Genomic DNA, 26432 nt, shown 5'->3' with positions numbered 1-26432 from the left:
CCTTCTGAAATATCCTTTGGTGATCTCCTGTCCAACTTTAACCGCTTCATAGTGAAAGAGACCATCGTGACAACACTCTCGCATCCAGCGACCGGGGCTGCAACTAAGCCACGGTTGACTAGACTCAAAATAACAAACTTCAGGGCTATCGGGTCTGCAGATATTGAATTTGGCGATTCCGTTGCTCTTGTTGGCCAAAATGGATCCGGTAAGTCATCTGTTTTGCGAGCGTTGAATGCATTTTTTAACTTTGATGCCGAAGCGGCCGATTTTGCAGAAGGCCGACATAGGTACACGCCCAAGTCCCAGTCGGTTATCGAAGTTACTTTAGCTGGTCTTGGGGAGTCTGGACTTCCCATTTCTAATGCCGTTACCGGCGAAGTGCGCGCTCGATTAAAGTATGCATCTTCAAAAAAGTGGGAGTGTTTGAACGGCGGAAAATGGAGCGCCATGCCTGCGGATTTTCACCCCAAGTTACGGAAATATTTGTCATTTGCCGTGATACCCATCCGGAGGGACCATGAGGTTGCTCACGACTCTTCCGGGGGACTTCTGGAAAAAGCTATTGAACAGTGGGTCCTCTCCAACCATATTCGAGATCGTCGCAGCCCACAGATTGCGCGTGTTGCGCAGGACCTTCAAACGCGATCACTCGATGGCTTACAAAAACACCTTAGGACTATCGCGCCACTCCGGGGACCATTCTCATTCGAACTCGGCTACAATATCCCACCAGACTATCGACTCCTGTTGCAGAACATTCAACTTTCTGTCAATGAAGGCGGTCAGACCATCCCCCTCGCAGACAGTGGGAGTGGCACGCAAAGTATGGCAGTTTTCGCTCTTTACGCCTACTTAGCAGAGTTAGAGAATAAGAACTACATTCTTGGCCTCGAAGAACCGGAACAGAATCTCCATCCGCAGGCTCAACAACAACTGATGCTCAACCTGTCGAAACTCGGCTTGCAGGTTGTGTTCACGACGCATTCGCCGACAATAGTCGACACTCTCGATCATGAACAAGTGGTGCTCTGCAGACGCCAGAAGTCTACGCGACGTGCACTTGAAGTAAACATTACCCAAATTGGATCAACGTTCTTCTCAGATCACGGTCTAAACCGGGATAACTACTACAAGTTCCACAGGCGAAAGAACTCCCAATTCCTGTTTGCGGATTTTGTGGTCGTTACTGAGAGCCCTATTGACTCAAATGTCATTGAGCAAGTACTTCGCGAAGCAGATGTTTCTTTAGAGGAAATAGGGATGACGATTTTTTCTATTGACGGGATACCCTCCCTCCCACATATGTTTCATCTCCTAAAGACACTGCAGATCCCGGCCGCCTTTGTCGTTGATAAGGACTACTTCGTTCCGTACAGTAACAATAACGAGCGAAAGAAGAGCCTGAACTCTAAGGGGTACCCCACCTATAGCCCCACGTTGAAAAGCAAGAGCCTGCTCCCTATTTTGTTCCCAAGTCCAAAAGAACGTGAGGCACTCTTGGATGCCTTGGTGAATCATCACACCAACGCCATGGAAATACTGCTGAGCGCCAACTTTTTTTGCTTTCAATATTCTCTTGAGATCGACCTTGTGGCAACCCCAACGGCACGCGAACGGCTCTATGATATGACGGGCCTGGACGGCGATGATCGGACGGAGATTAATCTACTCAGCAAGAAAGATGCACTGAAAGATCAGGCGTATCTCTTGAAAGCTTGCACCGGAGTACCTACGGGCAAGCTTCCGCGTTCATATAGAAAGATTCGGACCCAGCTTCCCATTATGGCGAAAGCAGCGAGACCAAACTAATCCACCAGAAATATTATCGGCTCTTCGCAGATGAGCGTGGTTAGGGCGGTCTGAGACTGGTGCCGCGGGTAGGGCGGTTTCCGGTGCGGCATGGTGCGGCGGGAAAGAGGTCAGGGCCTCTTTGAATTGGTAGCGACCAAGCAAACCAATACCAAAAGAGACCCTGACATGAATAACTCTATGTCTTGTTCCGATGGCCGCTGGTGCACGCGGGCTGATGCGCTGCTCGGTGTCGACGGCATCCACGTCAGTACTGTCATGACCACCGGGACCGGCCTGGTTCTTGGCGTTGAAACCGGCGAGGAAGTCACGGGTTGTCCGGAGTGCGGCGTCGTCGCGGTTGGCCACGGACGGCGCCAGGTCCTCCTTCATGACATTCCTTGTTTCGGCAGGCCGGTGCGGCTGTTGTGGGCCAAGCGTGTCTGGCGCTGCCCTGACACAGGCTGCCCGAGGACCACATTCACCGAGGACCACCCGCTGGCCGGACCTCGGGCGAAACTCACCGCCCGGGCTGTTGGGTGGGCGACCGACGCGCTGCAGTGTTTCGACACCTCGGTCTCCGCCCTGGCTCACCAGCTCGGGGTCTCCTGGCACACAGCCTGGGACGCGATCAAGGCAGAAGCCACCCGACGCACCGCGGCGGCCGACAGGCTGAAAGGGGTGAATGCGCTCGGCGTCGATGAGCATGTCTGGTCCCACACCGGCCCGCCCGGAACCGGCATGGTCACCGGAATCGTGGACCATACCCGCGACGCCCACGGTCTGGTCCACGCCCGGCTGCTGGACCTCGTTCCGGGACGATCCGGGAAGGCCTACGCCGACTGGCTCAAAGACCGCGGCACCGGGTTCACCGACGGGATCAAGACCGCCGCGCTGGATCCCTTCCGCGGCTACGCCAACGCCATCCGCGACGAACTACCCGAAGCCATCACGGTCTTGGACGCTTTCCACGTCGTCAAACTCGGATCGGCCATGGTCGATGAGGTCCGCCGCCGCGTCCAGCAGGACACACTCGGGCACCGCGGACGCAAGGGAGATCCGCTCTACGGCATCCGCAGGACCCTACAGATCGGAGCGGAACATCTCTCCGACAAGCAATCCGCGCGGCTGGACGCGAAACTCGCTCTCGGGGACCCTGACCATGAAGTCACACTCGCCTGGCAGTGCTACCAGAAGCTCCGGAACATCTACCACGCCCGTCCGGAGCGGGGCAGGGAACTTGTCAACGAGGTCATTGGGTCCTTCCCGACTTGCCCGATCCCGGAAGTCGCCCGTCTCGGCCGGACCCTCAAACAGTGGAAGACGGCGATCCTGGCCTACTTCGACACAAACGGCGCCTCCAACGGGCCTACCGAAGCGATTAACGGCGTCATCGAAACCACCCGCCGCATCGCCAGAGGCTTCCGAAACTTCACCAACTACCGACTCAGATGCCTACTCGCCGCCGGCGGCCATCGGCCCTACCGGATCAAACAAACCAACCATGCCTAAATGCGAAGGCCCATATTATCCAATGACGGCTAGAACCTGCTCAGCCAAGATTCAACAGGAGCCGTCGATTCGAATCACACTTCCGCCACAGGAGCCGCGAACTGCGCCTCGTACAACCGCGCTTAGCCCCGCCGGCGGCCAGCAGCGAAGCGTGCGTGCCCTGCTCCACGATCTGGCCGGCCTCCATCACCAGGATGAGGTCGGCGTCGCGGATCGTGGACAGCCGGTGCGCAATCACAAACGAGGTCCGGTCCGACCGCTGCGCACTCATCGCCTTCTGCACCAGCACCTCGGTCCGGGTATCCACCGAAGACGTCGCCTCATCCCTAAATCAGCACAGACGGACGGGCCAGGAATGCTCGGGCAATCGTCAGCAACTGCTTGTCCCCGGCGGAGACATTAAAGCCCTCGTCCTCCAAAACCGTGTCATACCCCTCCGGCAGGGACCGCACGAACCGGTCAACATACGTCGCCCGCGCGGCTTCCAGGATTTTGGATTCAGTAGCCGAAGGCCGGCCGTACGCAATGTTGTCCCGAATGGTCCCGCCGAACAGCCACGTATCCTGCAACACCATCCCCAGCCGCGAGCGCAGCTCACGCCGCGGCACCGAGCTGATGTCCACGCCGTCGAGCGTTATCCGCCCCGCATCAATCTCATAGAACCGCATCATCAAATTCACCAACGTGGTGTCCGGCGGAGACGGCTCTTGGAGGCCTACCGGCTGACAGGCTGCTTAGACGCCCAACCTAGTGCCGAGCGCCGCGCCTGCTGCGGGGCAGGCAGGTGAAGAAGGAGGGCTGCTCAACCGGCGCGAGCGGGACCACAAGCCACTGGCCTCCGTAGAACTCCACGTACGAGTCGGAAGGGCAACCTGCATAGGCTTCTTCACGTGTCATGCTGATCAATCCCTTTCAAACCCCAGTTGAGGGAGATGTCCACATCTCCTTGTCTGCTATAAGTCTTAGACCTTTAACGTTACATGTCAATAGACATTTGATGTTAAAGGTTAGAGAATGGAGGTGGCGCAGCCGAGCACGCCTGACGAAGGAGCAACCCGTCCATGAACACGTGGAGAGAGCAGCTCGCCTTCGCCCCCTTGGCCACCTTTGACCGGGGGGAAGAGGTGGGGAGGCGCCTCAGGTACGCCATCGAGCTCGGCGTTCTAGAAGACGGGACCCAGCTGCCCAGCGAAAACGAGCTGGCAGCCAAGATGGGCGTCTCCACACTGACTCTCCGCTCGGCGCTGGCCGAGCTGCGGGGGCGCGGCCTGCTCGAGACGCGGCGGGGCAAGGGCGGCGGAAGCTTCGTCAAAGCCAGCACCGGCGACATCATCAAGGCCGAGCGCGAATCGGTCATGACCTACTCCCTCGACGACCTTCGCGACATCCGCGACTACTGGGCCTTCCTGGCAGGCTCCGCAGCCGCTGCCGCAGCGGAGCGCAGCGGACGGCTTTCCCTTGCACGTCTGGCATCCATGGCTGCGAAGATCGATTTGGCTGAGGATTCTGCACAGGCGATCCGCGACGACAGCCGGTTCCACATCGAACTTGCCGCCAGCTCAGGCTCCGTACGGCTCACCCGCGAGGAAATGACGATGCAGGCCCAGGTGGGGCCACTGATCTGGGCTGCCCCCGCCGGATACGGGAACGCGGCATCAGAACATGCCGCCATCGTCGAGGCGATCCGGTCCGGTGACGGGACACGTGCCCGCGCTCTGGCCGAAGATCACGTCCGTGCGGACATGAACCGGGTACTCGACCTGCGCATGAGCGTGGATGCATCCCGGAAAGACGCCTTTACCGATCCTGCAAAGGAAAAACGCGAAGTCGCGCTGATCGAATCCTTCGTGGAGCTGCTGGCGGACACGGCCACAACCTCGATCCGTGCGATTGAAGACGCGGTGCGCGTCCAGCTCGAGTCGAAGCGGCAGGGCGGCAGCTCTGACCTGGACGCCATCTACGACGCGTCGCGGCGGACTCTCGAAGGGGCCGTCCCGCTGCTGTACGGAGCGGGCTTCCTGCCTGACACCGCATTCGGCCCTGCGGGCGCGGCGTGGTGCTATGCCCCGGCCGGACCTCAGTCACTTCAGCGGCTCGTGATCGACTGGGACCTCTATGAGGGCGGCACCGCAACGTGGCGGCCCGAGGACTACGGCGACGGAGCCGTCCACATCAGCCATGCGTACCTGGATGCCAACGGGAGCAACGAGAACATCGTCACCTTCAGCAAAGCTGTCTTTGTGGACCAGAAAATGGTCGGGATCGTGGCGGCCGATGTCCTGGTCCGGGGCATACAAAGCCACCTCGAACCGCACCTGCGGGCCTTGGCACCCAATACGTGCCTCGTCGACCAGCAGGATGCGATCATCGCAACCAACACGGGACGCTTTATGGGGGGCACCTACTCGCCCGGACAATATGCCGGGAAGCAGATAGAGCTCCACGCCATGCCGTGGCGGCTGTTTGTGGGCACCCCACTCGCCGAACCTACCGGAGAATAAAACACGTCCGACGACGGCCCGCTAGTCGGGCGCGTCGACCGCCAGGCTGAGCCGGTCCACCCCGTGCATGGCATCGGCCGCCCGGACGAGAGTCAGGTGCGAGAAGGCCTGCGGAAAGTTCCCGGCCATCCGGTCCTCGTCCGTTGCGTACTCCTCGCTCAGCAAACCCAGCTCATTGGCGAACCCCACGAGCCTGTCCATTAGGACCTTTGCGTCGTCCTGCCGGCCTGTGCGCGCATACTGCTCCACAAGCCAGAAAGAGCAGGCGAGGAAAGGATGTTCGCCCGGTGCCAGGCCGTCAACGCCCGTTTCCGTCCGGTAGCGCAGCAGCAGGCCGTCGTCGGTCAGGAGTTCCTCTTCCAGCCGTGCGACGGTGCCGAGCATGTGCTTGTCCGTGTAGGGGAGAAAGCCGACCTGGGGCATCACGAGCAGGGCCGCATCAGTCTGCGTTCCGCCATAGGTCTGCGTAAAGGAATTGATGTCCTGGTTGAAGCCCTCGCGCATGATCTCTTCCCGTAACCGGTCCCGCAGCTTCTCCCACTTTGTGGCATCGCCCGGGAGTCCGTGGAGCTGGATGGCCCGGATCCCGCAATTGAAGGCAGCCCACATCATTACGCGTGAGTGCGTGAAGTACTGCGCGGCGCCGCGCATCTCCCACAGGCCGAAGTCCTTGTCATCGATGTGTTTCTCGACGAATCCCAGGAGTGCCTTCTGAAGGGCCCAGGAGAAATGGTCTTCCTTGCCTCCGGCCATGCGCAGTCGTTCCAATGCCACCATCACTTCGCCCACAACATCAGCCTGGAACTGCGAGACGGCGGCATTTCCGATCCGCACAGGCTTGGAGTCTTCATAGCCGGGCAGGTGCGCCAGTTCGCGTTCAGGGAGTTCCCGTTCTCCCCCCACCCCGTACATGATCTGCATCTGCTCGGGATCGCCGGCGAGGGCACGGAGGAGCCAGTTCCGCCACTGCAGCGCCTCGGTTTCGTAGCCGTGGGTCAGCATCGATTCCAGCGTCAGGGCCGCATCGCGCAGCCAGCAGTACCGGTAGTCCCAGTTCCGCGGCCCGCCGAAATCCTCGGGAAGGGAGGTCGTCGGCGCAGCGACAATACCCCCCGTTTCAAAATGCGTCAGGGCCCGCAGCACCAGCAATGAACGCTTTACCGCACCGCCGTATTCGCCGTCCTGCCGGCAGTGGCTTCCCCAGCGGCTCCAATAGTCCGTGGCTTCCTCGAGGGCCGCATCCACGTCAGTGGCCGGCGGCAGGGGCCGGTGCGAGGGGAACCACGTCAGTTCGAAATCAAGCTGCTCGCCCTTCGAAACAAGGAACTCTCCCTCGTGCCCGTGCGCGTGGGCGTGCGGAAGATGAGGCCCCCTCAGGGCGAGGGCATCCGGACCGGCCATCGCCAGCAGGACCGGCGCCGCCGTCGGCTCCTGGTCGCGTACCCGGCTCATCCAGGGCAGGACCGTTGAATATCCCGGCCGGATCCGCAGTTCCTGGCGCATTTCGACGCTGCCTTCAACACCGGTGATACGGCGGACAAGGGATGACCCGCTGTCGCCCAGCGGCATGAAATCGGTGACCCGGACAGATCCGCTGCCGGTCTTCCAGACGGTTTGGAGCACAAAGGTCGAGTCGATATAGCGCCATTCCACAACTTCAGCGTCGGCTCCACTGGGGGCCAACAGCCAGCGGCCATGCTCCTCGGTGCCCAGGATCCGGCTAAACACCGACGGCGAGTCGAAGCGCGGGAAACACAGCCAGTCCACGCTGCCCTCCCGGGCGATAAGAGGCCCGGTCTGAAGGTCCGACAGCAACGCATAATCCTCGATGGGGGAAGCCATGCTCCCCACTCAACCACAATTTTTTCACCCGGGTTAGGCCCGTTTTCGGCCCACCCTGACCGGCCCGGAACCGTCCCAGCGGCCGCTTCCATGTCAGGGATGGTGGGCCCGATCATGCTACCTACCTAAAGGGGTGGTTCGAACCATCCAGAAATAGCGTTTCGCCTACCTCCCGATGACGGGACCATGGATGACAAGCCCACCTCCGGCGAAAGAGGAAAAAGCAGTTCCCATCCCAGCGACGCATGACCTAGCGAGAAAGACTGATCACCATGACACGAGAAGAAGCCTACGCACGGTGCCCCTCGGATTCGTATGTGGAATTTTATGGCGGCCAATGGCTCGTCGTCCCGCTTGCACCCGTCCAGCAGCCCGCCTTCTTTACGTGTCTACCGGGCGAACGCCGCAGCGCCCGCCGTTGATCGATGGGAAGGAGCGGAGCCGGGTGCTGTTCGCACCCGGCCTCGCTTCTTCTGGCCTTATTACCGGGTGGCAACCATAAGTTCGTCCTCGACGTCCTTAGGTGCCGTGAGATCCATCTCGAGCAGCGGCACTACTTTGGATTTGGTGAGGTAGCGGTGACCCAGCCATAGAACGATGAAGACCGGCAACCCGATGTAGGAGGAAAGCACCTCCACGGACCGTCCGGCAAGCACAGCCTCGTAGTTCTGCCCCGCGATGACCAGTATGAGCAGGGTGAAGGCGAGCAACGGGCCAATGGGGAACAGGGATGCTTTGTACGGCAGGTCGCTGACCTTGTTTCCCTGGGCCAGGAAGCCGCGTCTGAAACGGTAGTGGGAAACCGCGATTCCCGCCCAGACGATGAAGCCGCACAGCCCCGACATGTTCAGCAGCCAGGAGTAAGCCGCACCCTGCCCGACGATCGCGGAGAGGAACCCGAAGAGTCCCACGGCCGCCGTCGCGAGCAACGCCGCGATCGGCACACCACGCGCATTGGTTCGGCCGAAGATCTTGGGAGCCATGCCGTCATGGGCCATGGCGTAAAGCATCCGGGTGGAGGCATAAAGTCCGGAGTTGCCAGCGGACAGGATTGCGGTCAGGATCACGGCGTTCATCAAGGCGGCCGCGAAGGCGATTCCGGCGCGGGAGAAGACCAGGGTAAAGGGCGAAGATGCGATATCGGACTCACCGGAGGCCAGCAGGCTCGGATCGGTGAACGGAATCAGGCAGCCGATGATAAAGATGGCGCCAATGTAGAAAAGCATGATGCGCCAGAAGACAGTGCGGATGGCCTTCGGCACCTCGCGGCGCGGGTTCTTCGCTTCGCCGGCGGCGACACCGACAAGCTCGGTGCCCTGGAAGGAGAACCCGGCAACCATGAAGACCGAGATGATCGAGACCCAGCCCCCGTGGAACACGTCATCGCGGTTTTCCCAGTTGCTCAGTCCCGGCGAGTTATCCCCGAGGATGCCGAAGATCATCAGCACGCCGGCGATCAGGAAGAGCACCACTGCGCTGACCTTGATCAGTGAGAGCCAGAACTCCGACTCACCAAAGGCCTTGGCCGAGAGGGCATTGAGCCCGGTCAGCACCAGCAGGAAGATCCCGGCCCACACCCATCCCGGGACCCCCGGGAACCAGAAGTCCATGATGATTCCGGCCGCGACCAGCTCTGCGGCCACCGTGATGGCCCAGTTGAACCAATAGTTCCAGCCGATCGCGAACCCAAAGGACGGGGAGACGAAACGGGTGGCAAAGGACTGGAACGAACCGGCAACCGGAATTTTGGCCGACATCTCGCCCAGTGACTGCATCAACAGGAAGACCATCAGCCCGACCAGCGCGTAACCTGCCAACGCACCGCCGGGACCCGCCTGGGAAATCGTGCTGCCCGAGGCCACAAACAGCCCGGTACCGATCGCACCGCCGATGGCGATCATCTGCAGGTGGCGGTGGTTTAGCCCGCGCTTGAGTTCGTTGGTGGATTCGCCGGTAGGGCGATCTGCCGCTATCGCAAGGGAGGACCCCTGTGTTCCATCGGGCTTGATCTCTTCGTCGAAATCAATAACCCGATCACTTAATTGCGTGTGGGAGCCAAGTCCCATGGTGCCTCCGAAAAGGTAGCTGCGGTGAGGTGGGGCCTTCCGAAGCCCGCGGGCCGGAAGGATGGTGATCAAGCTAACACGAGCAAGGGAAGCGACATTTGGCGCGGCGAATGTTGCATGTCCAACCGGCCAGATCCTTACGCATAGGCGGCCGCAATCCCGCCTGAGGACAAGAGTTGCTGATCTGATGCTCCGCTGTGGATAAGCAGCTCTGACGACCTGCTATGGCGTCAACGAGGAAAGGAAAGGGACATTTCCTGCTGCCGGCCCAGGCGGAAGCGCCACTTGTCCGGATACCACTGGTTGCTGATGGTGATGCACCGTCCTGAGTTGTCTTAAAACCCTCGACCCACAGGTCAGACGCACGCATCGCACTCGAGGGGACTCCCTGAGCAAAAGAATTTCTTATGCATATGCGAATCACCCTTCACGAATGCTTATGCACTGCTAGTTTCTTCAGGAATCCCCACAACTGGAAGGAACCAGCATGTCTGTAATCGCAACGTCTGAAGTGACAACCGTCCGGGCAGAAGACCTCAAGGCACTCCCCGAATGGCAGGCTCTGAAGGCAGCCGTCGTCGGGCTGCAGCAGGTTCAAGTGCAGGACGGTTCCGTCCCGGAACCCGCTGACCATGACCAGGCCCGCCGGAATGTCGGCATCATTACGGACTCACTCAACGATCTGCGCCGCCACCTCCCCCACGACACGGACTACCTTGACCTGCTCATGCAGGACTTCCAGCGGTGGGCGTCCGGGGGCTTCGCCGTACCGGATTTCCTCGACTCACTGGTAGCCTTCCACCCCGAGCAGTGGCGCATCGACGGGCTGCCGCACCTGGTTCTGTTTCCCATGTACACGCAGAACGGCAGCACCAACCGCTACTTCGAGGCCGTCCTCATCGAGGTCATTTGGCCTTCATTCGTGGCTGACCTGGAGGCAACAAGCTACTCCAACAAGCTGTTCGTCCCCATCAGCTTCATCGATTTCACGCCCGGCTACGACACGAACTCCGCAGTTCTCTTCCCCGAGAGCGTAGCGGTCCGGAGCACACCCTCCTTCACGTGGGGAGGCATCTTCGCGGACCGCGAAGCTGCCCGGTTCCGTCGCGTCCTCAAAGCTGCTGCCGAGATCACTTCCCTGGACCTGCCGGCTGACGCCGCGGAACTGCTGGAGGTCCAGCACCTCACGGAGAAGACCTTCGTGATGTGGGACCTGATCCATGACCGGACCCACATGCGCGGTGACCTGCCCTTTGACCCGTTCATGATCAAGCAGCGGATGCCGTATTTCCTGTACTCCCTGGAGGAGCTCCGCTGCGACCTGACCGCCTTCCGCGAATCCGTGCTCATCGAGCGGGACGAAACGGCTTCCGAGGACGCCCGCAAGCACGCCAAGCTGGTCCAGTACGCCGTGATCTTCGACCGCATTTTCCGCTTCGCGATCACAGGGAACCGGGTCCGCAACTACGACGCCGTGGGCGGCCAGTTGCTGTTCGCCTGGATGCACCAGCACCGGGTCCTGCACTGGACCGACGGCAAGTTGAGCATCGACTGGGCCGACGTCGCCGGCGTGGTGATCGAACTGGGTCTCCGCATCGAGGAACTCTACTGGCGTTCAATTGACCGGCCGAAGATCGCACACTGGCTGGCTGCCTACGAGCTCGTCTCGGAAACCCTCACTCCCCACCCGGCGTCCGTGTGGGCCAAGGGACCGGAGGCCCTTCCGCTGAACGGTCCTCTCCGGGATCTGACGGACCAGATCCTTGATGACGAATTCCCCCTGTCGATGTTCTACGAGGCACTGGAGAAGAAGATGTCCTCGGTCATTGCATCAACTGCCGGAATCACCGGGAAGAGCCCTGTCAAGACTGAGGGCGAGGCGGGCGCATGAGCCAGGACCTCTCGGGACGTACGGTCGTCGTGGCCGGTTCCACAAGCGCCGCAGGCGTCGCGGTAGTCCGCACCCTTTCGCAGGCAGGGGCACGCGTGGCCGCCGTGGACATCCTTGAGGACCGGGTTCAGGAGCTCGCGGCCGCGTACAACAACGTCACGGGCTATGCCTGCAACCTAGCGGACCTGCAAGCCGTTGAGGGCTTGCAGGCGTCTGTCCAGAACGATCTGGGTCCCGTGGACGGCCTGATCCACCTTGTAGGCGGGTGGCGGGGCGGAACCGGAATTGCAGGCCAGACGGATGAGGACTGGGACTTCCTGCACACCAGCGTCCTCACCACACTGAGGAACACCAGCCGCGTCTTTTACGACGATTTGGCTGCCTCCCCTGCGGGCCGCCTGGCCATCGTTTCCGCAGAATCCGCCTCCTCGCCGACAGCGGGCGGCGCCGCCTACGCCGCCGTCAAGTCCGCCGCCGAGGCATGGACCCTGGCCGTGGCCGAAGGATTCCGACGCCTGCAGGGCGGAAATGAAAGCACCCGCTCCGCCCAGCACTCAGCCGCCTTGGTCCTCGTCGTCAAGGCTTTGGTTGATGACCGGATGCGCGCAGCCCAGCCGGAACGGAAATTTCCGGGCTACACCGATGTCAGTGTCCTAGCCGACGCTGTACAGCGGATCTTCGATCTGGAGGCAGAACTGATCAACGGGCAGCGCTTGCCCCTCACTGCCGGCCAGTTCGCGGGTTTACCGGCATGAGCGTCAGCGTTGATTCCAAAGCAGGCGTCCGGCAGCTATTGTCGACGCGCCTGCACGACCCGACCCGCCGGGGCTTCGCCTCGGACAACTACGCCGGGGCTCACCCCGAAATCATCAAAGCAGTTCAGGCAGCCAACGAAGGCCACGTCACCGCATACGGCGAGGATGTCTACACAGCAGCGCTTCAGGAGGTGGTTAAGTCCCACTTCGGGGCAGCTGCTACCGCATATCCGGTCTTCAACGGAACAGGGGCCAATGTCCTTGCCCTGCAGGCCCTGCTCCCGCGCTGGGGCGCTGTCATCTGCGCAGCAACAGCGCATATCAATACCGACGAAAACGGCGCCCCGGAACGGATTGGCGGAATAAAGCTCCTCCCGGTCCCCACGCCGGACGGCAAACTCACCCCGGAATTGATCGACGCCGAGGCTTGGGGGTGGGGAGACGAGCACCGGGCGCAACCGCTGGTGGTATCGATCACCCAGACCACCGAACTGGGCACCTGCTACACGCCGGAGGAAATCCAACGGATCGCTGAACACGTCCATGCGAAGGGAATGAAACTGCACCTGGACGGAGCAAGGCTGGCCAACGCCGCTGCACATCTCGGGCTTCCTTTGCGGGCATTCACCACCGACGTCGGTGTGGACGTCCTGTCTTTTGGCGGCACTAAGAACGGGCTGCTGTTCGGCGAAGCCGTTATCTGGCTCGGCTCACAGTCCGACCCGGGCATGAAATACCTACGCAAGATGGACATGCAGCTGGCCTCAAAGATGCGTTTCGTCTCTGCGCAACTCGTAGCCCTGCTAACGGATGGGTTGTGGCTGCGGTCCGCCTCTCACGCCAACGACATGGCTCAACTTCTCAGCAAAGGAATCTCGGCCATTAACGGCGTCGCGCTGACGCAAGCAACTCAGTCCAATGGCGTCTTTGCCGTCCTTCCAGCCGGAGCAGCGGCGAAAGTCCGGGAATCCTTCCGCTTCTACGACTGGGACCAGGCCCGCGGGGAAGTCCGGTGGATGTGCTCGTGGGACACCACCGAGGCCGACGTCCGCTCTCTCGTTGCTGCAGTGAAGGCTGCCTTAGGCTCTCCCGCCGAAGACACGCCTCAATAAGGAGACGCAACTGCCATCCGGGTGGCGGTGTTTTCCAGCGGGCGCGGTCTCACGAGGCCGCGCCCGCTCCTTAAACCTCCGCCACGGGAGCCGCGAACTGAGCCTCGTATAGCCGGGCGTAAGCCCCGCCAGCTGCCAACAGTGAGGCATGTGTCCCCTGCTCCACGATCTGGCCGGCCTCCATCACCAGGATGAGGTCGGCGTCGCGGATGGTGGACAGGCGGTGCGCAATCACGAATGAAGTCCGGTCGGACCGCAGGGCACGCATCGCCTTCTGCACCAGCACCTCGGTCCGTGTATCCACCGAAGACGTCGCCTCGTCCAAAATCAAAACGGACGGCCGGGCCAGGAACGCCCGGGCAATCGTCAGCAGCTGCTTCTCCCCCGCAGACACGTTGCCACCCTCGTCCTCCAAAACCGTGTCATACCCCTCCGGCAGGGACCGCACGAACCGGTCCACGTACGTTGCCCGCGCCGCCTCCAAAATCTCGTCCTCGGTAGCCGAAGGCCGGCCGTACGCAATGTTGTCCCGGATGGTCCCGCCGAACAGCCACGTATCCTGCAGCACCATCCCCAGCCGCGAGCGCAGCTCCCGCCGCGGCACCGAGGTGACGTCCACGCCGTCGAGCGTTATCCGCCCCGCATCCAGCTCGTAGAACCGCATCATCAGATTCACCAAAGTCGTCTTGCCCGCCCCGGTGGGCCCCACGATCGCCACCGTCTGCCCCGGCTCCGCCACCAGAGACAACGAAGAGATCAGCGGCTTGTCCGCTGAATACGAGAACGAAACGGATTCAAACACCAGCCGCCCCCGCCCAAACACCGGACCCGCAGAAGGCGCAGGCTCCGCCGACTCCTCCTCCTCATCCAGCAGCGAGAACACCCGCTCCGCCGACGCCACCCCGGACTGCAGCAGGTTCGCCATGGACCCCAGCTGCGCCAGCGGCATGGTGAACTGGCGCGAGTACTGGATGAACGCCTGCACATCGCCCAGCTGCATGGCTCCGGACGCCACCTGCAGGCCGCCCACCACCGCGATCCCCACGTACACCAGGTTCCCGATGAACGTCATGGCCGGCATGATCAGCCCGGAAATGAACTGCGCCCCGAAGCTCGCGTCGTACAGCTCCACGTTCTTCTGCCGGAAACGTTCCTCCACCTCGCGCTGCCGGCCGAACACCTTCACCAGCGCATGCCCGGTGTATGTCTCCTCGATCTGCCCGTTCAGCTCGCCTGTGTGCTTCCACTGCGCCACAAACAGTTTCTGCGAGCGCTTGGCGATCAGCGCCGTGATCCCAAGCGTCAGCGGCACCGTCACAAGGGCGATCAGCGCCAGTGTGGGCGAAAGGATCACCATCATCACCAGCACACCCACCACGGTCAGCACCGACGTGACCGCCTGGCTGATGGACTGCTGCAGGCTCTGGGACACGTTATCGACGTCGTTCGTGACCCGGCTCAGCAGCTCGCCGCGCTGGATCGAGTCGAAATACCGCAGCGGCAGCCTGTGGATCTTCGCCTCGATCTCCTCCCGCAGCCCGAACACCGTCCGCTGCACCACCCCGTTCAGCACATACGCCTGCACCCACATAAACGCCGACGCCAGCACATACAGCACCAGCGCCCACAGCAGCACGCTGGACAGCGCCGCGAAGTCGATCCCCTCCCCCGGCGTCAGCGCCATGGGCGTGAGCATGTCCGCCTTCTGGTTCTCCCCCGCGGCCCGCAGCTGCGCGATCAGCTCCGCCTTGCTCACCCCGGCGGGCAGCTCGCGCGACACCACCCCGGCGAAAATCAGGTTGGTGCCCTCCCCGAGCAGCCGCGGCCCGATCACCGAGAGCGCCACGCTGGCAATGCCCGTCACCAGCACCAGCAGCAGCCACGCGCGCTCCGGCCGCAGCGTGCCCAGCAGCCGCTTGGCCGACGGCCAGAAGTTCATCGCCTTCTCCGCCGGGATGTTCATCCCGCCGAACGGTCCGCCCTGTCCGGGTCCGCGTGCCGGACGCGGAATGCGTACGACGTCGGCAGTCGCGGTTTTGGAGGCGGGTGCGGTGCCGGCGGGGGCGGCAGGGCTGGGACCGGCGCTGTTCCCGGAAGCAGCGCCCGACGTCGGCCGGTGCGGCGTGCTCATACCGTCTCCTCCGCTGCCAGCTGGGAGGAGACGATCTCGCGGTACGTCTCCGAGGTTTCCAGCAGCTGCGCGTGCGTTCCGCGCGCGACGATCCGCCCGTCGTCGAGAACTAAGATCTGGTCCGCGTCCACGATGCTGGAGACGCGCTGGGCGATGATCACCAGCGTGGCGCCGGCGGTGCTGCGCTTGAGGGCCTGGCGGAGCCGGGCGTCGGTGCCGGTGTCCAGGGAGGAGAACGAGTCGTCGAAGATGTACAGCTCGGGCCGTTTCACCAGGGCCCGGGCGATGGCCAGCCGCTGCCGCTGCCCGCCTGAGACGTTGGTGCCGCCCTGGGAGATGGGCGCATCGAGTCCGCCCTCCATCTCGTCCACGAAGTCGCGCGCCTGGGCGATCTCCAGGGCTTTCCAGAGCTCGTCCTCGGTGGCGTCCGGCTTGCCGTACTGCAGGTTGCTGCGGACGGTCCCGCTGAAGAGGTAGGGCCGCTGCGGGACCAGGCCGATGTGCCCCCAGAGCAGGTCCGGGTGCAGCTCGCGCACGTCCACGCCGTCCATCCTGACCGAGCCGGTGGTGGCGTCGAACAGCCGCGGCATGAGGTTCACCAAGGTGGTTTTGCCGGCGCCGGTGCTGCCGATGATCGCCGTCGTCTGCCCTGCCGTGGCGGTGAAGCTGATCCCGGACAGGACGGGCTGATAGGCACCCGGGTAGGCGAATCCGACGTCGCGCATTTCCAGCTGGCCGCGCCGGTGCCCGTCCTTTGAGGCGGCCGAGCTGACGGGATGCAGCGGGGGCCGCACGCTCGACTTCGTGTTCAGTACCTCGCCGATCCGGTCCGCGGAGACGGCGGCGCGCGGGATCATCACCGCCATGAACGTGGCCATCATGACGGACATCAGGATCTGCATCAGGTAGCTCAGGAACGCGATCAGGGTGCCCACCTGCATGGAGCCGTCCTCGATCCGGAACGAGCCGAACCAGATCACCGCCACGGACGAGACATTCAGCACCAGCATCACCACGGGGAAGGCGAGCGCCATCAGCCGGCCGGCACGCAGCGCGGTGTCCGTAACGTCGTCGTTCGCCTGGCCGAAGCGGGCGGTCTCGATGTCCTCGCGGACGAACGCGCGCACCACGCGGATGCCGGTGAGCTGCTCGCGGAGCACCCGGTTAGCGGTGTCGATCCGCTTCTGCATCTTCCGGAACAGCGGCACCATCCGGATGATGATCAGGCCCACGCCGATTATGAGGGCGGGCACGGCCACGGCGATCAGCCAGGACAGCTGCAGGTCCTGCCGCACGGCCATGATCACCCCGCCGATGGCGAGCATGGGGGCGGCCACCATCATGGTGGCGCCCATCAGCACCAGCTGCTGGACCTGCTGGACGTCGTTGGTGGAACGGGTGATCAGGCTGGGCGCGCCGAACCTTGTGACTTCCTGCTCGGAGAACTCGCCGACCCGGGTGAAGATGGCGCCTCGCAGGTCGCGGCCCGCGCCCATCGCCGCCTTAGCCCCGAAGTACACGGCGATCACGGAGCACACGATCTGCAGCAGCGTGATCCCCAGCATCAGGGCGCCCAGGCTGAGGATGACGCCGGTATCGCCTTTGGCCACGCCCTCGTCGATGATGTCCGCGTTCAGCGTGGGCAGGTAGAGGGACGCGATGGACTGCGCCAGCTGGAAAACCACGACGGCGATCAGCAGCTGCCGGTGCGGCCGCAGGTATTCAACTAGCAGTTTCCAGAGCATCCGGGCTCCAACCTGGCGCAGTGTCCACAAAACGTGGTGCGAGGGTCAGTTTACGTCCGGAGGCTGGAAGTTGGAGTTATTCTCTGGCGGGGTGGGTGCACGCACGGCTAGTCGCCGAGCGCCTGCTGAATGTGAAAGGCCGCAATCACTGTAGCGGCGTCCTGGGGATTGGCGGGGTCGAAGCCCGTGAGTTGCCCGAACCGGGCGAGCCGGTTGAGCACCGTGTTGCGGTGGCAGTACAGCTCCCCGGCAGTTTCGGACACCGACCCGGAACGAAAGTATGCCTGGACCGTCTCGATCAGCCGATCCCTCTCGTGGGCAGTGATGGCCGTGAGCGGTCCCAGTACGGTCTCCGCCAGAACGGTTCCGTATTCACCCAGTCGGTTGGCGGCAACATATCCCCAGGCATCACGCACCGTTCGCTGACCGGGACGGTCCGCCGTTACCACCGGTAATGATTCCAGTGCGATCCGTAGCATGGGAGGCACTTCGGCCAATGACCGGGCGGGAGGCGCCACAAAACAGTCCATTGCGGCAAGCCATGTGCGCGTCCCTTCCGGTTGCCGTCCGGCCCGGGCTGGAACGTCCTCAAGAATGAGTATCAGCGCGCCGTCGCGCTCGTGCAGAAACTGGTCGACGCCGGCGCGTAGCACGCCGGCCCGGAATGTCTTCTGCGCATGTCCTGCGGCAACGGCAACGATGAAGTTGCTTTCCGGCTTCACGCCGAGTGCGCGGGCAGCCTGCCCCAGCAGTTGTGGATCCTTTCCGTCCGAGTTGATGAGCCGCGACAGGAGGAACGCCCGCTGAGTCTCTTTCTCCTGTGCCATCGTGGCTAGCTCGTTCAGATAACCCGAATGCACGCGGATGGTGTGGAACTCGACCGCTTCCCAGACACGCACCGCGTCCTTGGTGAAGTCCGGCAGGAACGAGACGGGAACTTTCTCCAGCATCGCGGTCCAGAGGACTCGGAAGTCCATGCGCACCGCCCGCAGGAGGGATTCAAGGGGCAGGCCCTGCTGGGCGCGCCGGTGGCCGAGGGCATCGGATATCCCGGCCAGCCGGTCGGGTATGGGAAGGTTTCCCACGAGGCGCAGGAGGAGTTCCATCGACGCAACGGCTGTCTCTTCGAGGTCCCGGGTGACCACCAGGGAGCCCGCGTAGCCTTCGATCTTCTCCACCTCAAGCAGGTACTCGTGCGCTATCCGGTCGATATCGGCAAGGCAGTCGGCTACCACATCCGATACCACAGAGCGCGGAGCGGTCTCATGGGACGCGTGTGTGGCGTCTGTGGACGCTTCGCTGGGCATATGCCCATTCTAAAACCGGACTGCACTGTGTTCATCCATTGTTTACGGGAGTGATCCGGACCACCATTGAGTGAGCCGGTTCTGCGCGGCTGCGTCTGCTGTCCGGAAAGGCATACCCGAAGACCATGCTTGATCTGAAACTTGTAAACGCCAGTATTTTCACCCTTGCCGACGCCCCTTCTACGGCGCACTCCATGGGGGTGCTTCACGGGCGGATCGTCGGTTTTGACGACGATGTCCTTCCCCTCCCGGCGCGCCGCACGCTCGACTGCGCTGGCGCCGTCGTCGTCCCGGGCTTTGGCGATTCGCACAATCACATGGCGTGGTTTGGGCAGTCCCTGGCCGAGTTGGATCTGTCCGGCTGCCGGACCCTTGACGAGTTGTACGACGCCGTTTCCCGGTTTGCGCACGACCTCCCCGAAGACGCATGGGTGGTGGGGTCAGGCTACGACGACACCGTAATGGGCGGGCACCCGCACCGCAGCGGGCTAGACCCATCCGCGCCCGGCCGTCCGGTCTGGCTGAAGCACCGTTCCGGGCACATGTGCACCGTCAACACCGAGGTGCTTGAACGCTCGGGTATTCTGGACGGTTCAGCTGTTACCCCTGAGGGCGGCATGATTGCCCGGGATCCCGAGGGACCCACAGGGTTACTTGAGGAACAGGCCCAGAAGCTGGTTACCGCGCTGGTAGTCCCCTACGCCGTGACGGATCTGGCAGATTCGATCGGCGCGGCGAGCGAGGTCTACGCCTCTGAAGGCCTGACACACGTGGTGGAGGCAGGCATCGGTTCAGGCTGGATTGGCCGCAGCCCCGTGGAACTCGCCGCCTACGCCGAAGCCCGACGCCGCGGCCTGCTGAAGACCCGCGTTCAGTTGATGGCGTCCAGCGATGTCCTGCACCCGCTGCAGTCCCATTCTGCCGACGGGATCACTTTCGGCCTTGACCTCGGCATCGCCTCGGGGTTCGGCGACGACCAGATCCGGCTCGGTGCCATGAAGATTTTCATCGACGGTTCCCTCATTGGCCGGACTGCTGCAGTGACCGAGCCGTTCTGCGATCACGGCCATGGCACCGGCAGTTTCCAGCTCTCCCTTGAGGAGCTCACACGTCGGATTGTGGACGCCCACTGTTCGGGCTGGAACGTCGCGGCACACGCAATCGGAGATTCCGCCGTCGACGTCGCCCTGGACGCCTTCGCGGCTGCGCAGCAGAAGCTGCCACGGACCGAAGCGCGGCACCGCATTGAGCACGCCGGCATGGTGCGGCCCGACCAGATATCGCGGTTCGCGACGTTGGGAATCACGCCGGTTCCGCAGCCGCATTTCCTTTTTGAGGTGGGCGACACGATGGCGGCTGCCGTCGGCGCGAAGCGGGAAGCATGGGTCTACCGCCACAAATCCTTTTTGGACCTCGGGGTGCGGGTTCCCGGCAGCTCAGACCGCCCGGTTGCGTCCGGTGCACCGCTGCTCGGCATGCAGTCGATGGTCACTCGCCGTACGTCCGCCGGCGCAACACTCAGCCCCCAGGAACGTGTCGACGCCATGACTGCCCTGCGTGCGTACACCGTCGACGCCGCCTGGACCGCAGGCGAGGAGGACCGCCGAGGGACGCTGGAACCGGGAAAACTCGCCGATTTTGTCTTTCTCTCGGCCCACCCGGCAGACGTGCCTGCCGAAGAGATCGGCCGGATCGCTGTGCTGGCGACTGTGCTCGACGGCAGTTGCATATTTGGGCACGACTATCTCCGTGAATTGCAGACCACCCACAACACCGTCCCATCCCCGTTCCACCTTGAGAGGCAGGAAGACTGATCATGCAACCACATGAGACATCCCAGGGAGAGGAAGCGGCCGTACCCGTTGTCAGCGGAGCCGACGCGGGCAAAATTGCCCGCGCGGCCTTCGTCGGCACCGCCCTTGAATGGTATGACTACTTCCTCTTCGGCACCGCCGCCGCCATTGTGTTCAACCGCCTGTTCTTCACGTCGCTCGATCCGACGGCCGCTACGCTGGCAGCGTTCGCTACCTTCGGCGTCGGCTTCGCTGCCCGGCCGCTTGGTGCTGTCCTGTTCGGATACATCGGTGACCGTGTAGGACGCCGGCCAGCACTGCTGATCACCATCGTCGCGATTGGCGTGGCTACTGGCCTTATCGGTGTCCTGCCCGATTTCGGCACCATCGGCCTCGCCGCCCCCATCATGCTTGCCATCCTGCGCCTGGTGCAGGGCCTTGCGGTCGGCGGGGAATGGGGAGGGGCCATGACCATCGCGGTCGAACATGCCCCGATTGAGAAGCGCGGCCGGTATGCAGCGCTCGTCCAGGTTGGTTCCCCGGTCGGCACGCTGATGTCCTCCGGTGCGTTCGCCCTGGTTCTGCTCATGCCCGCGGAGGTCTTTGATTCGTGGGGCTGGCGCCTGCCGTTCCTGGCAGCCTTCCCGCTGCTTCTGATCGCACTGTACATCCGGTTGAAGGTCGAGGAATCGCCCATCTTCAACGAACTGGTCAAGCTGGAAGAGCGCGCCAAGATCCCGGCGATTGATGTCTTCCGCCAGGCCTGGGGCCGGCTGATCGTTGCCATCGCGGCCGCTTTCCTCGGCGTTGGCGGGTTCTACATCATGACCACCTTCGTTATCAGCTATGGCACCACCACTCTGGGCATGGACCGCGGACTTATGGTCAACGCAACCCTGATCGCCGCCGTTGTGCAGATTGGAGTCATCCTGGTCATTGGCCGTATCAGCGAGAAGGTTGGACCGGGACGGATGACCTTCATAGGAGGCCTCGTCACTGCGGCCGCAGCTTTCCCGCTTTTCTGGATGATCGACACACGCAACCCAGCAGCCATCATCCTCGCCGTCACTCTCGGCATCGCGCTGCTTTCCGTGGCCTACTCGGTCACCGGAGCCCTGCTGACCGAGATGTTCCCGCCCCAGCTGCGCTACAGCGGTGTCGCTTTGGGCTACAACCTGGCCGGTGCCCTGAGCGGGTTCCTGCCGCTGATCGCCGTCGCCCTGCTCGGTGTGTCCGGTGGAGCGTCCTGGACCGCTTCCCTGCTGCTGATTGTCGTGTCGCTGATTACCGCTGCCGGCGGGTTCTTCGGCGAGCGCCTCCGCGTCAAGGACAAAGCGATCGTACGGTAAGGAGCGCCATGCTGAATTCAGAAACAGCGCGTCGGATTACCGACGCCGTTGATGCAGCCTTCGACCGACAGCTCGAGTTCACGGCCGAGCTGGTCCGGCATCCCTCGCTGAGGGCCGCCGAGTCCACCGCCCAGGACTTCATGTTCGCTGAGCTCGGGTCCCGCGGGCTTGCCATGGACCGATGGACGCTCGACGGCGAAGCTCTCGCCGCGCACGTGGGCTACGGTCCCTGCACGGTTGACTTCCAGGACCTCACCAACGTGGTGGGCACCTACACTCCGGCGGAGGAGACGGGCAGGTCGTTGATTCTTAACGGGCACATCGATGTTGTTCCCACCGGACCTGAGGAGACCTGGGAACGCAGCCCGTGGGATGCCGAGGTCAAGGACGGCTGGATGTACGGGCGGGGTGCCGGTGACATGAAGGCCGGTCTCGCAGCCAACGTCTTTGCGTTCGACGCCATCCGTGCTGCCGGGCTTGCGCCGGCAGCGACCATCCACATTCAGTCCGTTGTGGAGGAGGAGTGCACGGGCAACGGGTCGCTGGCTGCGCTGCAGCGCGGCTACACAGCGGATGCCGTCGTCATCCCTGAGCCCGAAGAGAACATGCTGGTGCGGGCAAACGTGGGGGTGATCTGGTTCCGGGTGCGTGTATCCGGCCAGCCAACCCATGTACGGGAGATGGCGTCGGGCTTCAACGCAATCGATGCTGCCTACACCGTCATGGGCGCGCTCCGGGAGCTGGAAACCAAGTGGAACGCCGATAAGGGCAGTCACCGGTACTTCGAGGATATTGATCACCCGATCAACGTCAATGTCGGCATGATTTCCGGCGGTGACTGGCCCTCGAGCGTGCCGTCCTGGTGTGAGTTCGATGTTCGTGCGGCCCTATATCCGGGGATCCCCGCCGCTGATGTGTGGGGCGAGATCCAGGAGTGCCTCCGGAATACCGGGGTCGGGGCCGAAGTGTCGGCCGAGCGGACGGGCTTCTTCTCCGAGGGCTACGTCCTGGAGGAGGGATCGGAGGCCGAATCGGTGTTGGCCTCCGCGCACCAGGAGGTCTTCGGTTCCGCCCTGCAGAGCTTCACGACACCTGGATATCTCGACGGGCGGGTGTTCGCCCTCTACGGGGGAATCCCGGCGCTGGTCTACGGGCCCGTGTCGGAGGCGATCCATGGATTCGATGAACGCGTGCATATCGAATCCGTACGTAAGGTGACCAAGGCGATCGCCCTGTTCATCGCGGACTGGTGCGGTGTAACCGAAACCGTGTAACGCCTCACAGGAACACTGAAGGCGCCCGGCCACTGGCCCGGGCGCCTTCTGTTGTGTGGGCTGCTAGCGGGGGTCGAGTTCCCCGAGGCAGAGGCTACGGACGACGTCGGTGAGCACGTGCAGGCCGCTGATAATGTCCTGGTCGGTGGTGTATTCGTGCTCGTTGTGGGAGATGCCCTCCACCGACGGGACGAACAGCATCACCGTGGGAACGACGTCCTTCAGGTTGGTGGAGTCGTGTCCGGCCAACGTCTTCACCCGCGCATAGGCCAGTCCGCGGTTCGCCACGGTCTTCTCGGCCAGTGCCACACCTTCCGGCTGGTACGGAGTGACCGGCCAGCAATGGGATCCGGTCTTGGTGATGTCCACCCGGGCGGCCTGTTCGATCTGGCCGATTCGGTCGTGGAGCATCCGGTCGGCCGCGGCGAGGAGATCCTCGTCGGCGGACCTCAGGTCAAGGAGCAAGGTAACCAGCGACGGTACAACGACGGGCGAATTGGGATAAACGTCCAGCTGGCCTACGGATGTGTGGACGGCGCCGTCGGCGAAGTGGTCCGCGATCTCCCTCGCAGCGACCACGAGCATCGACGCACCGAGGAGCGCATCGCGCCGGTCGGCAATGACGGTTGAGCCGGTGTGGCCCTGTTCGCCGTGGACCTCGAACTGGTACTTGTTGGCCGCCCAGTTGGAGTCGACGACGCCGATGGTGATGCCGTCGCGTTCCATGCTGCGGCCCTGTTGGATGTGGATTTCTGCGGCGTAGGCGGCGGTCGGACCGGTTCCCTGGCCGAGTGCGGCGGTGGCTTCCAGTGCCTCCCGAACAGTGATGCCTGCCGCGTCCCTGGTGGCGAGGGCGTTCTCGGGCGTCATCTTTCCGGTGTAGACGGAGCTGCCCATCATGGACGGTTTAAAACGGGCACCCTCCTCGTTGAACCAGTTCACTACTGCGAGGTTGTAGCGGGGAGCAGTTCCGTCGGCTTGCCATTCTGCTGCAAGGCGGAAGGCGGCGTGGGCGGCGGCAAGGACACCGTAGGCGCCGTCGTAGCGTCCCGCCGTTGGCTGGGAATCGAGGTGGGACCCGACCAGCACGTAAGGCGCACCGGACTGCAGTTCCAGCAGGCCGAACTGGTTCCCGACCTGGTCAAAAGAGACATCGAATCCCTTGTCCTGAAGAATCCGGGTCAGCCAGGCCCGCTGCATCCCGTCTGCGGCTGAGCCGGCCTGCCGTTCTACTCCCCCGCCCACGGTAGCGCCGAAGGTGCACAGGGTGGCGAAGTCTTGCAGGAACGCGGCGTCAGCTCCTGTGAACTTGGTGGGATCAGGTTCCGGCACAGCACCGTTGCTCATGATTAGTCCTTTGTGCTCGATTGATGGTTTACATAATCGTCGCAGGGCAGCGCGGCGCAAGCACTGGCTCCGGACAACCAATTCAGTTGGTTGAATTGTGATTCTGCACAGCAGGCTCAGGGGAGATCCGCTTCGGCGTGCGGCACCCCGGTCAAACAGCAGCGGACGACGGCGGGAAGTTTCCCGCCGTCGTTCGTTTCCGTGCGCTGCGGCTCGTTTTAGGCGCCCTCCGCCTGGCCGGCGGCCTCCCCGCCCCGGGGCCGCCACCTGCGTGGGCGCCGGCGCGCGATGACAGCGCCAAGCTGCTGCCGAAATGACAGGCTGCTGCGCCGGCTGACCACGATGGTGGCCGCCAGGCCGGTCAGCAGGACGATAGCCCCGCCGAAGGCCACCGCCCAGCGCGCGCCGAATTCCGTGCCGATCCATCCCATCAGGGGCGCCCCCAGTGCGGTGCCGCCTTGGAGGACAGCCAGGTACAGCGCAAGCACCCGCCCGCGGAACTGCGGATTCACCGTGAGCTGGATGCTTGTGTTGCAGCTGTTGAGGAAGGTGATTGACGCCAGGCCAACGGGTACCAGGACTGCGGCGTAGAGCCAGAAGGTCGGCGACACGCTGCCGGCCAGCGTGAAGATGCCTAGCGCGAGCGCCCCGCCCAGCAGGAGGTGAAGCCGCGGCCCCGACCGCCGGGCTGCGAGCAGGGCGCCGGCCAGTGTCCCTACGGCCATGATGGAGCCCAGGAGCCCGAATTCCTCCGGTCCCATTCCGAATTCCGCCGTTGACATCAGCGCATTGGTAATGGGGAAATTCATCCCGAATGCTCCGAGGATCCCCACCATAGTGAGGATGAGCATCAGATGCGGACGCCGCCGGACGTACGCCAGTCCCTCGGCGACCTGATGCCCGCCACGGGAGGCCGGCACGGAAGGTGAGAGTTCCGAGGTGCGTATGCGCCACAAAGAAAGCAGGACCGCCGCAAAGCTGGCCGCGTTGAGGAGGAACACGGGGCCGGTGCCGATCCAGGCAATGAGCAGGCCGGCGATGGCGGGGCCGGTGAGCCGGGCTGTATTAAACGACGCTGCGTTCAGTGAAACTGCGTTGGCCAGGTGTTCCTGGCCCACCAGTTCGGAGACGAAGGCCTGGCGCGCCGGACCGTCAACGGCACTGGCCAGGCCCAGGCACAGGGCGGCAACGTAGACCTGCCACAGCTGCGCGGACCCGGACACCACCAGCAGCCCGACCGCCAAGCCGATCAGGCCCATGGCCGTCTGCGCCCACAGCAGGATCACACGTTTCCGGTAGCGGTCCGCGAGCACTCCGGCGTATGGACCCAGCAGCAGCATGGGAAGGAACTGGAGTCCGGTGGTGATGCCCACGGCGGTTCCGGAGTGATCGGTGAGGACTGTCAGCACAAGCCAGTCCTGGGCGATCCGCTGCATCCATGTGCCGATATTGGAGACGAGCGCCCCACCGGCCCACAGCCTGTAGTTGCGGTTCTCGAGGGCGCGGAACATGGCGCTCATCGGGCGCTCAATTCCTGCATGATGTGCGCGGCCCGGCTCAGCGTCAGACGGTCCTCTTCGCTGAGCCCGGCCACGCGCCGGGCCAGCCAGGCTGTCCGCTGGCTGCGGGCCTCGTTAAGGACGGCCTCGCCCGCCGGCGTGATCTCTACGTGGATTTGGCGGCCGTCCTTGGGATGCGCTGTCCGCGACACAAGACCTTGTTCTGTCAGTGCATTGACTATGCGCGTCATTGAGGGCGCCTGCACGTGCTCGCGTTCTGCCAGTTCACGGAGGGTCAGGGCGCCGCCGCGGACGTGCGCCAGCACCGTGTATTGGCCCGGCGTGATGACATCCCCGGTCGCTTCGATGCGCAGCCGGCGGGATGTGCGCATCACGGCAATCCGAAGGTCAATTGCCAATGTGTCCGGCTCGATACCCTCGCCGGGCCCGCCGCCGGTGCCGGAAGAAACCTCAGTTGTCATGTTGTTGCCGCCGTCATGATAGTTAGCATCGCTAC

The 26432-nt window shown here is 63.2% G+C and carries 18 protein-coding genes and 1 pseudogene; 10 read left to right on the top strand and 9 right to left on the bottom strand.

The window, feature by feature from the left end; all coding sequences use genetic code 11:
• Window positions 1–66 precede the first annotated feature (66 nt).
• Both GUV69_RS17395 and GUV69_RS17390 read left to right on the top strand, forming a co-directional pair.
• Window positions 67–1812 carry an ATP-dependent nuclease gene (locus tag GUV69_RS17395; RefSeq protein WP_164204704.1) on the top strand — a complete coding sequence of 582 codons (1746 nt, stop codon included), beginning with the start codon at window positions 67–69 and terminating at the stop codon, window positions 1810–1812.
• 168 nt (window positions 1813–1980) lie between these two features.
• Window positions 1981–3303, top strand: coding sequence for an ISL3 family transposase (locus tag GUV69_RS17390; protein ID WP_164204702.1), 1323 nt, complete (start codon window positions 1981–1983; stop codon window positions 3301–3303).
• A 74-nt stretch (window positions 3304–3377) separates the two neighbouring features.
• On the opposite strand, the pseudogene GUV69_RS17385 reads toward GUV69_RS17390, so the two are convergent.
• Window positions 3378–3992: pseudogene (locus tag GUV69_RS17385) on the bottom strand (ABC transporter ATP-binding protein); the annotation flags it as partial.
• A gap of 372 nt (window positions 3993–4364) precedes the next feature.
• Here GUV69_RS17385 and GUV69_RS17380 point away from each other — a divergent pair.
• Window positions 4365–5804 carry a GntR family transcriptional regulator gene (locus GUV69_RS17380; protein WP_164204700.1) on the top strand — a complete coding sequence of 480 codons (1440 nt, stop codon included), beginning with the start codon at window positions 4365–4367 and terminating at the stop codon, window positions 5802–5804.
• A gap of 21 nt (window positions 5805–5825) precedes the next feature.
• Here the strand turns inward: GUV69_RS17380 and GUV69_RS17375 are convergent, their stop codons facing one another.
• Complete coding sequence (locus tag GUV69_RS17375) at window positions 5826–7646, bottom strand: glycoside hydrolase family 15 protein (protein WP_164204698.1); 1821 nt, start codon at window positions 7644–7646, stop codon at window positions 5826–5828.
• Between the two features lie 272 nt (window positions 7647–7918).
• Between GUV69_RS17375 and GUV69_RS17370 the strand changes: the two genes are divergently transcribed.
• A complete protein-coding gene (locus tag GUV69_RS17370) occupies window positions 7919–8068 on the top strand; it encodes a hypothetical protein (protein ID WP_164204696.1) in 150 nt (49 codons plus the stop codon).
• Window positions 8069–8128: 60 nt separating this feature from the next.
• Here the strand turns inward: GUV69_RS17370 and GUV69_RS17365 are convergent, their stop codons facing one another.
• On the bottom strand, window positions 8129–9712 hold the full coding sequence (locus tag GUV69_RS17365) for an amino acid permease (protein ID WP_244292764.1): 1584 nt from the start codon (window positions 9710–9712) through the stop codon (window positions 8129–8131).
• Window positions 9713–10199: 487 nt separating this feature from the next.
• Between GUV69_RS17365 and GUV69_RS17360 the strand changes: the two genes are divergently transcribed.
• Genes GUV69_RS17360 through GUV69_RS17350 form a run of 3 tightly spaced genes read left to right on the top strand, consistent with a single transcriptional unit; the run spans window position 10200 to window position 13470 of the window.
• Window positions 10200–11603 (top strand): DUF6421 family protein, encoded by a 1404-nt coding sequence (locus GUV69_RS17360; protein WP_164204694.1) that lies wholly within the window; start codon window positions 10200–10202, stop codon window positions 11601–11603.
• Entirely contained in the window at window positions 11600–12358 is a 759-nt protein-coding gene (locus GUV69_RS17355) for an SDR family NAD(P)-dependent oxidoreductase (RefSeq protein WP_164204692.1), read from the top strand. Before GUV69_RS17360 ends, GUV69_RS17355 begins: the two co-directional genes overlap by 4 nt.
• Window positions 12355–13470 carry a threonine aldolase family protein gene (locus tag GUV69_RS17350; RefSeq protein WP_164204690.1) on the top strand — a complete coding sequence of 372 codons (1116 nt, stop codon included), beginning with the start codon at window positions 12355–12357 and terminating at the stop codon, window positions 13468–13470. Before GUV69_RS17355 ends, GUV69_RS17350 begins: the two co-directional genes overlap by 4 nt.
• A gap of 70 nt (window positions 13471–13540) precedes the next feature.
• Here GUV69_RS17350 and GUV69_RS17345 read toward each other — a convergent pair whose 3' ends face one another.
• From GUV69_RS17345 to GUV69_RS17335, 3 genes are all read right to left on the bottom strand, one after another.
• Window positions 13541–15601 (bottom strand): ABC transporter ATP-binding protein, encoded by a 2061-nt coding sequence (locus tag GUV69_RS17345; RefSeq protein ID WP_280113761.1) that lies wholly within the window; start codon window positions 15599–15601, stop codon window positions 13541–13543.
• Window positions 15598–17346, bottom strand: coding sequence for an ABC transporter ATP-binding protein (locus tag GUV69_RS17340; RefSeq protein WP_164204688.1), 1749 nt, complete (start codon window positions 17344–17346; stop codon window positions 15598–15600). Before GUV69_RS17340 ends, GUV69_RS17345 begins: the two co-directional genes overlap by 4 nt.
• Before the next feature lie 107 nt (window positions 17347–17453).
• Window positions 17454–18653, bottom strand: coding sequence for a PucR family transcriptional regulator (locus GUV69_RS17335; RefSeq protein ID WP_164204686.1), 1200 nt, complete (start codon window positions 18651–18653; stop codon window positions 17454–17456).
• Window positions 18654–18778: 125 nt separating this feature from the next.
• Between GUV69_RS17335 and GUV69_RS17330 the strand changes: the two genes are divergently transcribed.
• Genes GUV69_RS17330 through GUV69_RS17320 form a run of 3 tightly spaced genes read left to right on the top strand, consistent with a single transcriptional unit; the run spans window position 18779 to window position 23069 of the window.
• Window positions 18779–20467, top strand: coding sequence for an amidohydrolase (locus tag GUV69_RS17330; RefSeq protein ID WP_164204683.1), 1689 nt, complete (start codon window positions 18779–18781; stop codon window positions 20465–20467).
• Between the two features lie 2 nt (window positions 20468–20469).
• The gene (locus GUV69_RS17325) at window positions 20470–21795 is read left to right on the top strand and encodes an MFS transporter (protein ID WP_164204681.1); all 1326 of its coding nucleotides are present in this window, start codon (window positions 20470–20472) and stop codon (window positions 21793–21795) included.
• Window positions 21796–21803: 8 nt separating this feature from the next.
• Window positions 21804–23069, top strand: coding sequence for an ArgE/DapE family deacylase (locus GUV69_RS17320; protein ID WP_164204679.1), 1266 nt, complete (start codon window positions 21804–21806; stop codon window positions 23067–23069).
• Window positions 23070–23132: 63 nt separating this feature from the next.
• Here the strand turns inward: GUV69_RS17320 and GUV69_RS17315 are convergent, their stop codons facing one another.
• The 3 genes from GUV69_RS17315 to GUV69_RS17305 form a co-directional block, all read right to left on the bottom strand.
• Window positions 23133–24416 carry a M20 family metallo-hydrolase gene (locus tag GUV69_RS17315; RefSeq protein WP_164204677.1) on the bottom strand — a complete coding sequence of 428 codons (1284 nt, stop codon included), beginning with the start codon at window positions 24414–24416 and terminating at the stop codon, window positions 23133–23135.
• 218 nt (window positions 24417–24634) lie between these two features.
• Window positions 24635–25936, bottom strand: coding sequence for an MFS transporter (locus GUV69_RS17310; RefSeq protein WP_164204675.1), 1302 nt, complete (start codon window positions 25934–25936; stop codon window positions 24635–24637).
• The gene (locus GUV69_RS17305) at window positions 25933–26397 is read right to left on the bottom strand and encodes a MarR family winged helix-turn-helix transcriptional regulator (protein ID WP_164204672.1); all 465 of its coding nucleotides are present in this window, start codon (window positions 26395–26397) and stop codon (window positions 25933–25935) included. The genes GUV69_RS17310 and GUV69_RS17305 overlap by 4 nt, the downstream gene beginning before the upstream one ends.
• Between the last annotated feature and the right edge of the window lie 35 nt (window positions 26398–26432).

It is taken from the genome of [Micrococcus luteus] ATCC 49442 (genome assembly GCF_010367585.1).
Classification (GTDB): domain Bacteria; phylum Actinomycetota; class Actinomycetes; order Actinomycetales; family Micrococcaceae; genus Arthrobacter; species Arthrobacter luteus_A.
This window is presented reverse-complemented; position numbering and strand designations above follow the sequence as displayed.

What these genes read in the sequence shown, in the direction of transcription:
- GUV69_RS17380 (WP_164204700.1), top strand. Translation starts at nt 4,365, where the DNA reads ATGAACACGTGGAGAGAGCAGCTCGCCTTCGCCCCCTTGGCCACCTTT.
- GUV69_RS17350 (WP_164204690.1), top strand. Translation starts at nt 12,355, where the DNA reads ATGAGCGTCAGCGTTGATTCCAAAGCAGGCGTCCGGCAGCTATTGTCG.
- GUV69_RS17345 (WP_280113761.1), bottom strand. Translation starts at nt 15,601, where the DNA reads ATGAGCACGCCGCACCGGCCGACGTCGGGCGCTGCTTCCGGGAACAGC.
- GUV69_RS17375 (WP_164204698.1), bottom strand. Translation starts at nt 7,646, where the DNA reads ATGGCTTCCCCCATCGAGGATTATGCGTTGCTGTCGGACCTTCAGACC.
- GUV69_RS17340 (WP_164204688.1), bottom strand. Translation starts at nt 17,346, where the DNA reads ATGCTCTGGAAACTGCTAGTTGAATACCTGCGGCCGCACCGGCAGCTG.
- GUV69_RS17330 (WP_164204683.1), top strand. Translation starts at nt 18,779, where the DNA reads ATGCTTGATCTGAAACTTGTAAACGCCAGTATTTTCACCCTTGCCGAC.
- GUV69_RS17325 (WP_164204681.1), top strand. Translation starts at nt 20,470, where the DNA reads ATGCAACCACATGAGACATCCCAGGGAGAGGAAGCGGCCGTACCCGTT.
- GUV69_RS17365 (WP_244292764.1), bottom strand. Translation starts at nt 9,712, where the DNA reads ATGGGACTTGGCTCCCACACGCAATTAAGTGATCGGGTTATTGATTTC.
- GUV69_RS17305 (WP_164204672.1), bottom strand. Translation starts at nt 26,397, where the DNA reads ATGACAACTGAGGTTTCTTCCGGCACCGGCGGCGGGCCCGGCGAGGGT.
- GUV69_RS17310 (WP_164204675.1), bottom strand. Translation starts at nt 25,936, where the DNA reads ATGAGCGCCATGTTCCGCGCCCTCGAGAACCGCAACTACAGGCTGTGG.
- GUV69_RS17390 (WP_164204702.1), top strand. Translation starts at nt 1,981, where the DNA reads ATGAATAACTCTATGTCTTGTTCCGATGGCCGCTGGTGCACGCGGGCT.
- GUV69_RS17355 (WP_164204692.1), top strand. Translation starts at nt 11,600, where the DNA reads ATGAGCCAGGACCTCTCGGGACGTACGGTCGTCGTGGCCGGTTCCACA.
- GUV69_RS17370 (WP_164204696.1), top strand. Translation starts at nt 7,919, where the DNA reads ATGACACGAGAAGAAGCCTACGCACGGTGCCCCTCGGATTCGTATGTG.
- GUV69_RS17335 (WP_164204686.1), bottom strand. Translation starts at nt 18,653, where the DNA reads ATGCCCAGCGAAGCGTCCACAGACGCCACACACGCGTCCCATGAGACC.
- GUV69_RS17315 (WP_164204677.1), bottom strand. Translation starts at nt 24,416, where the DNA reads ATGAGCAACGGTGCTGTGCCGGAACCTGATCCCACCAAGTTCACAGGA.
- GUV69_RS17360 (WP_164204694.1), top strand. Translation starts at nt 10,200, where the DNA reads ATGTCTGTAATCGCAACGTCTGAAGTGACAACCGTCCGGGCAGAAGAC.
- GUV69_RS17320 (WP_164204679.1), top strand. Translation starts at nt 21,804, where the DNA reads ATGCTGAATTCAGAAACAGCGCGTCGGATTACCGACGCCGTTGATGCA.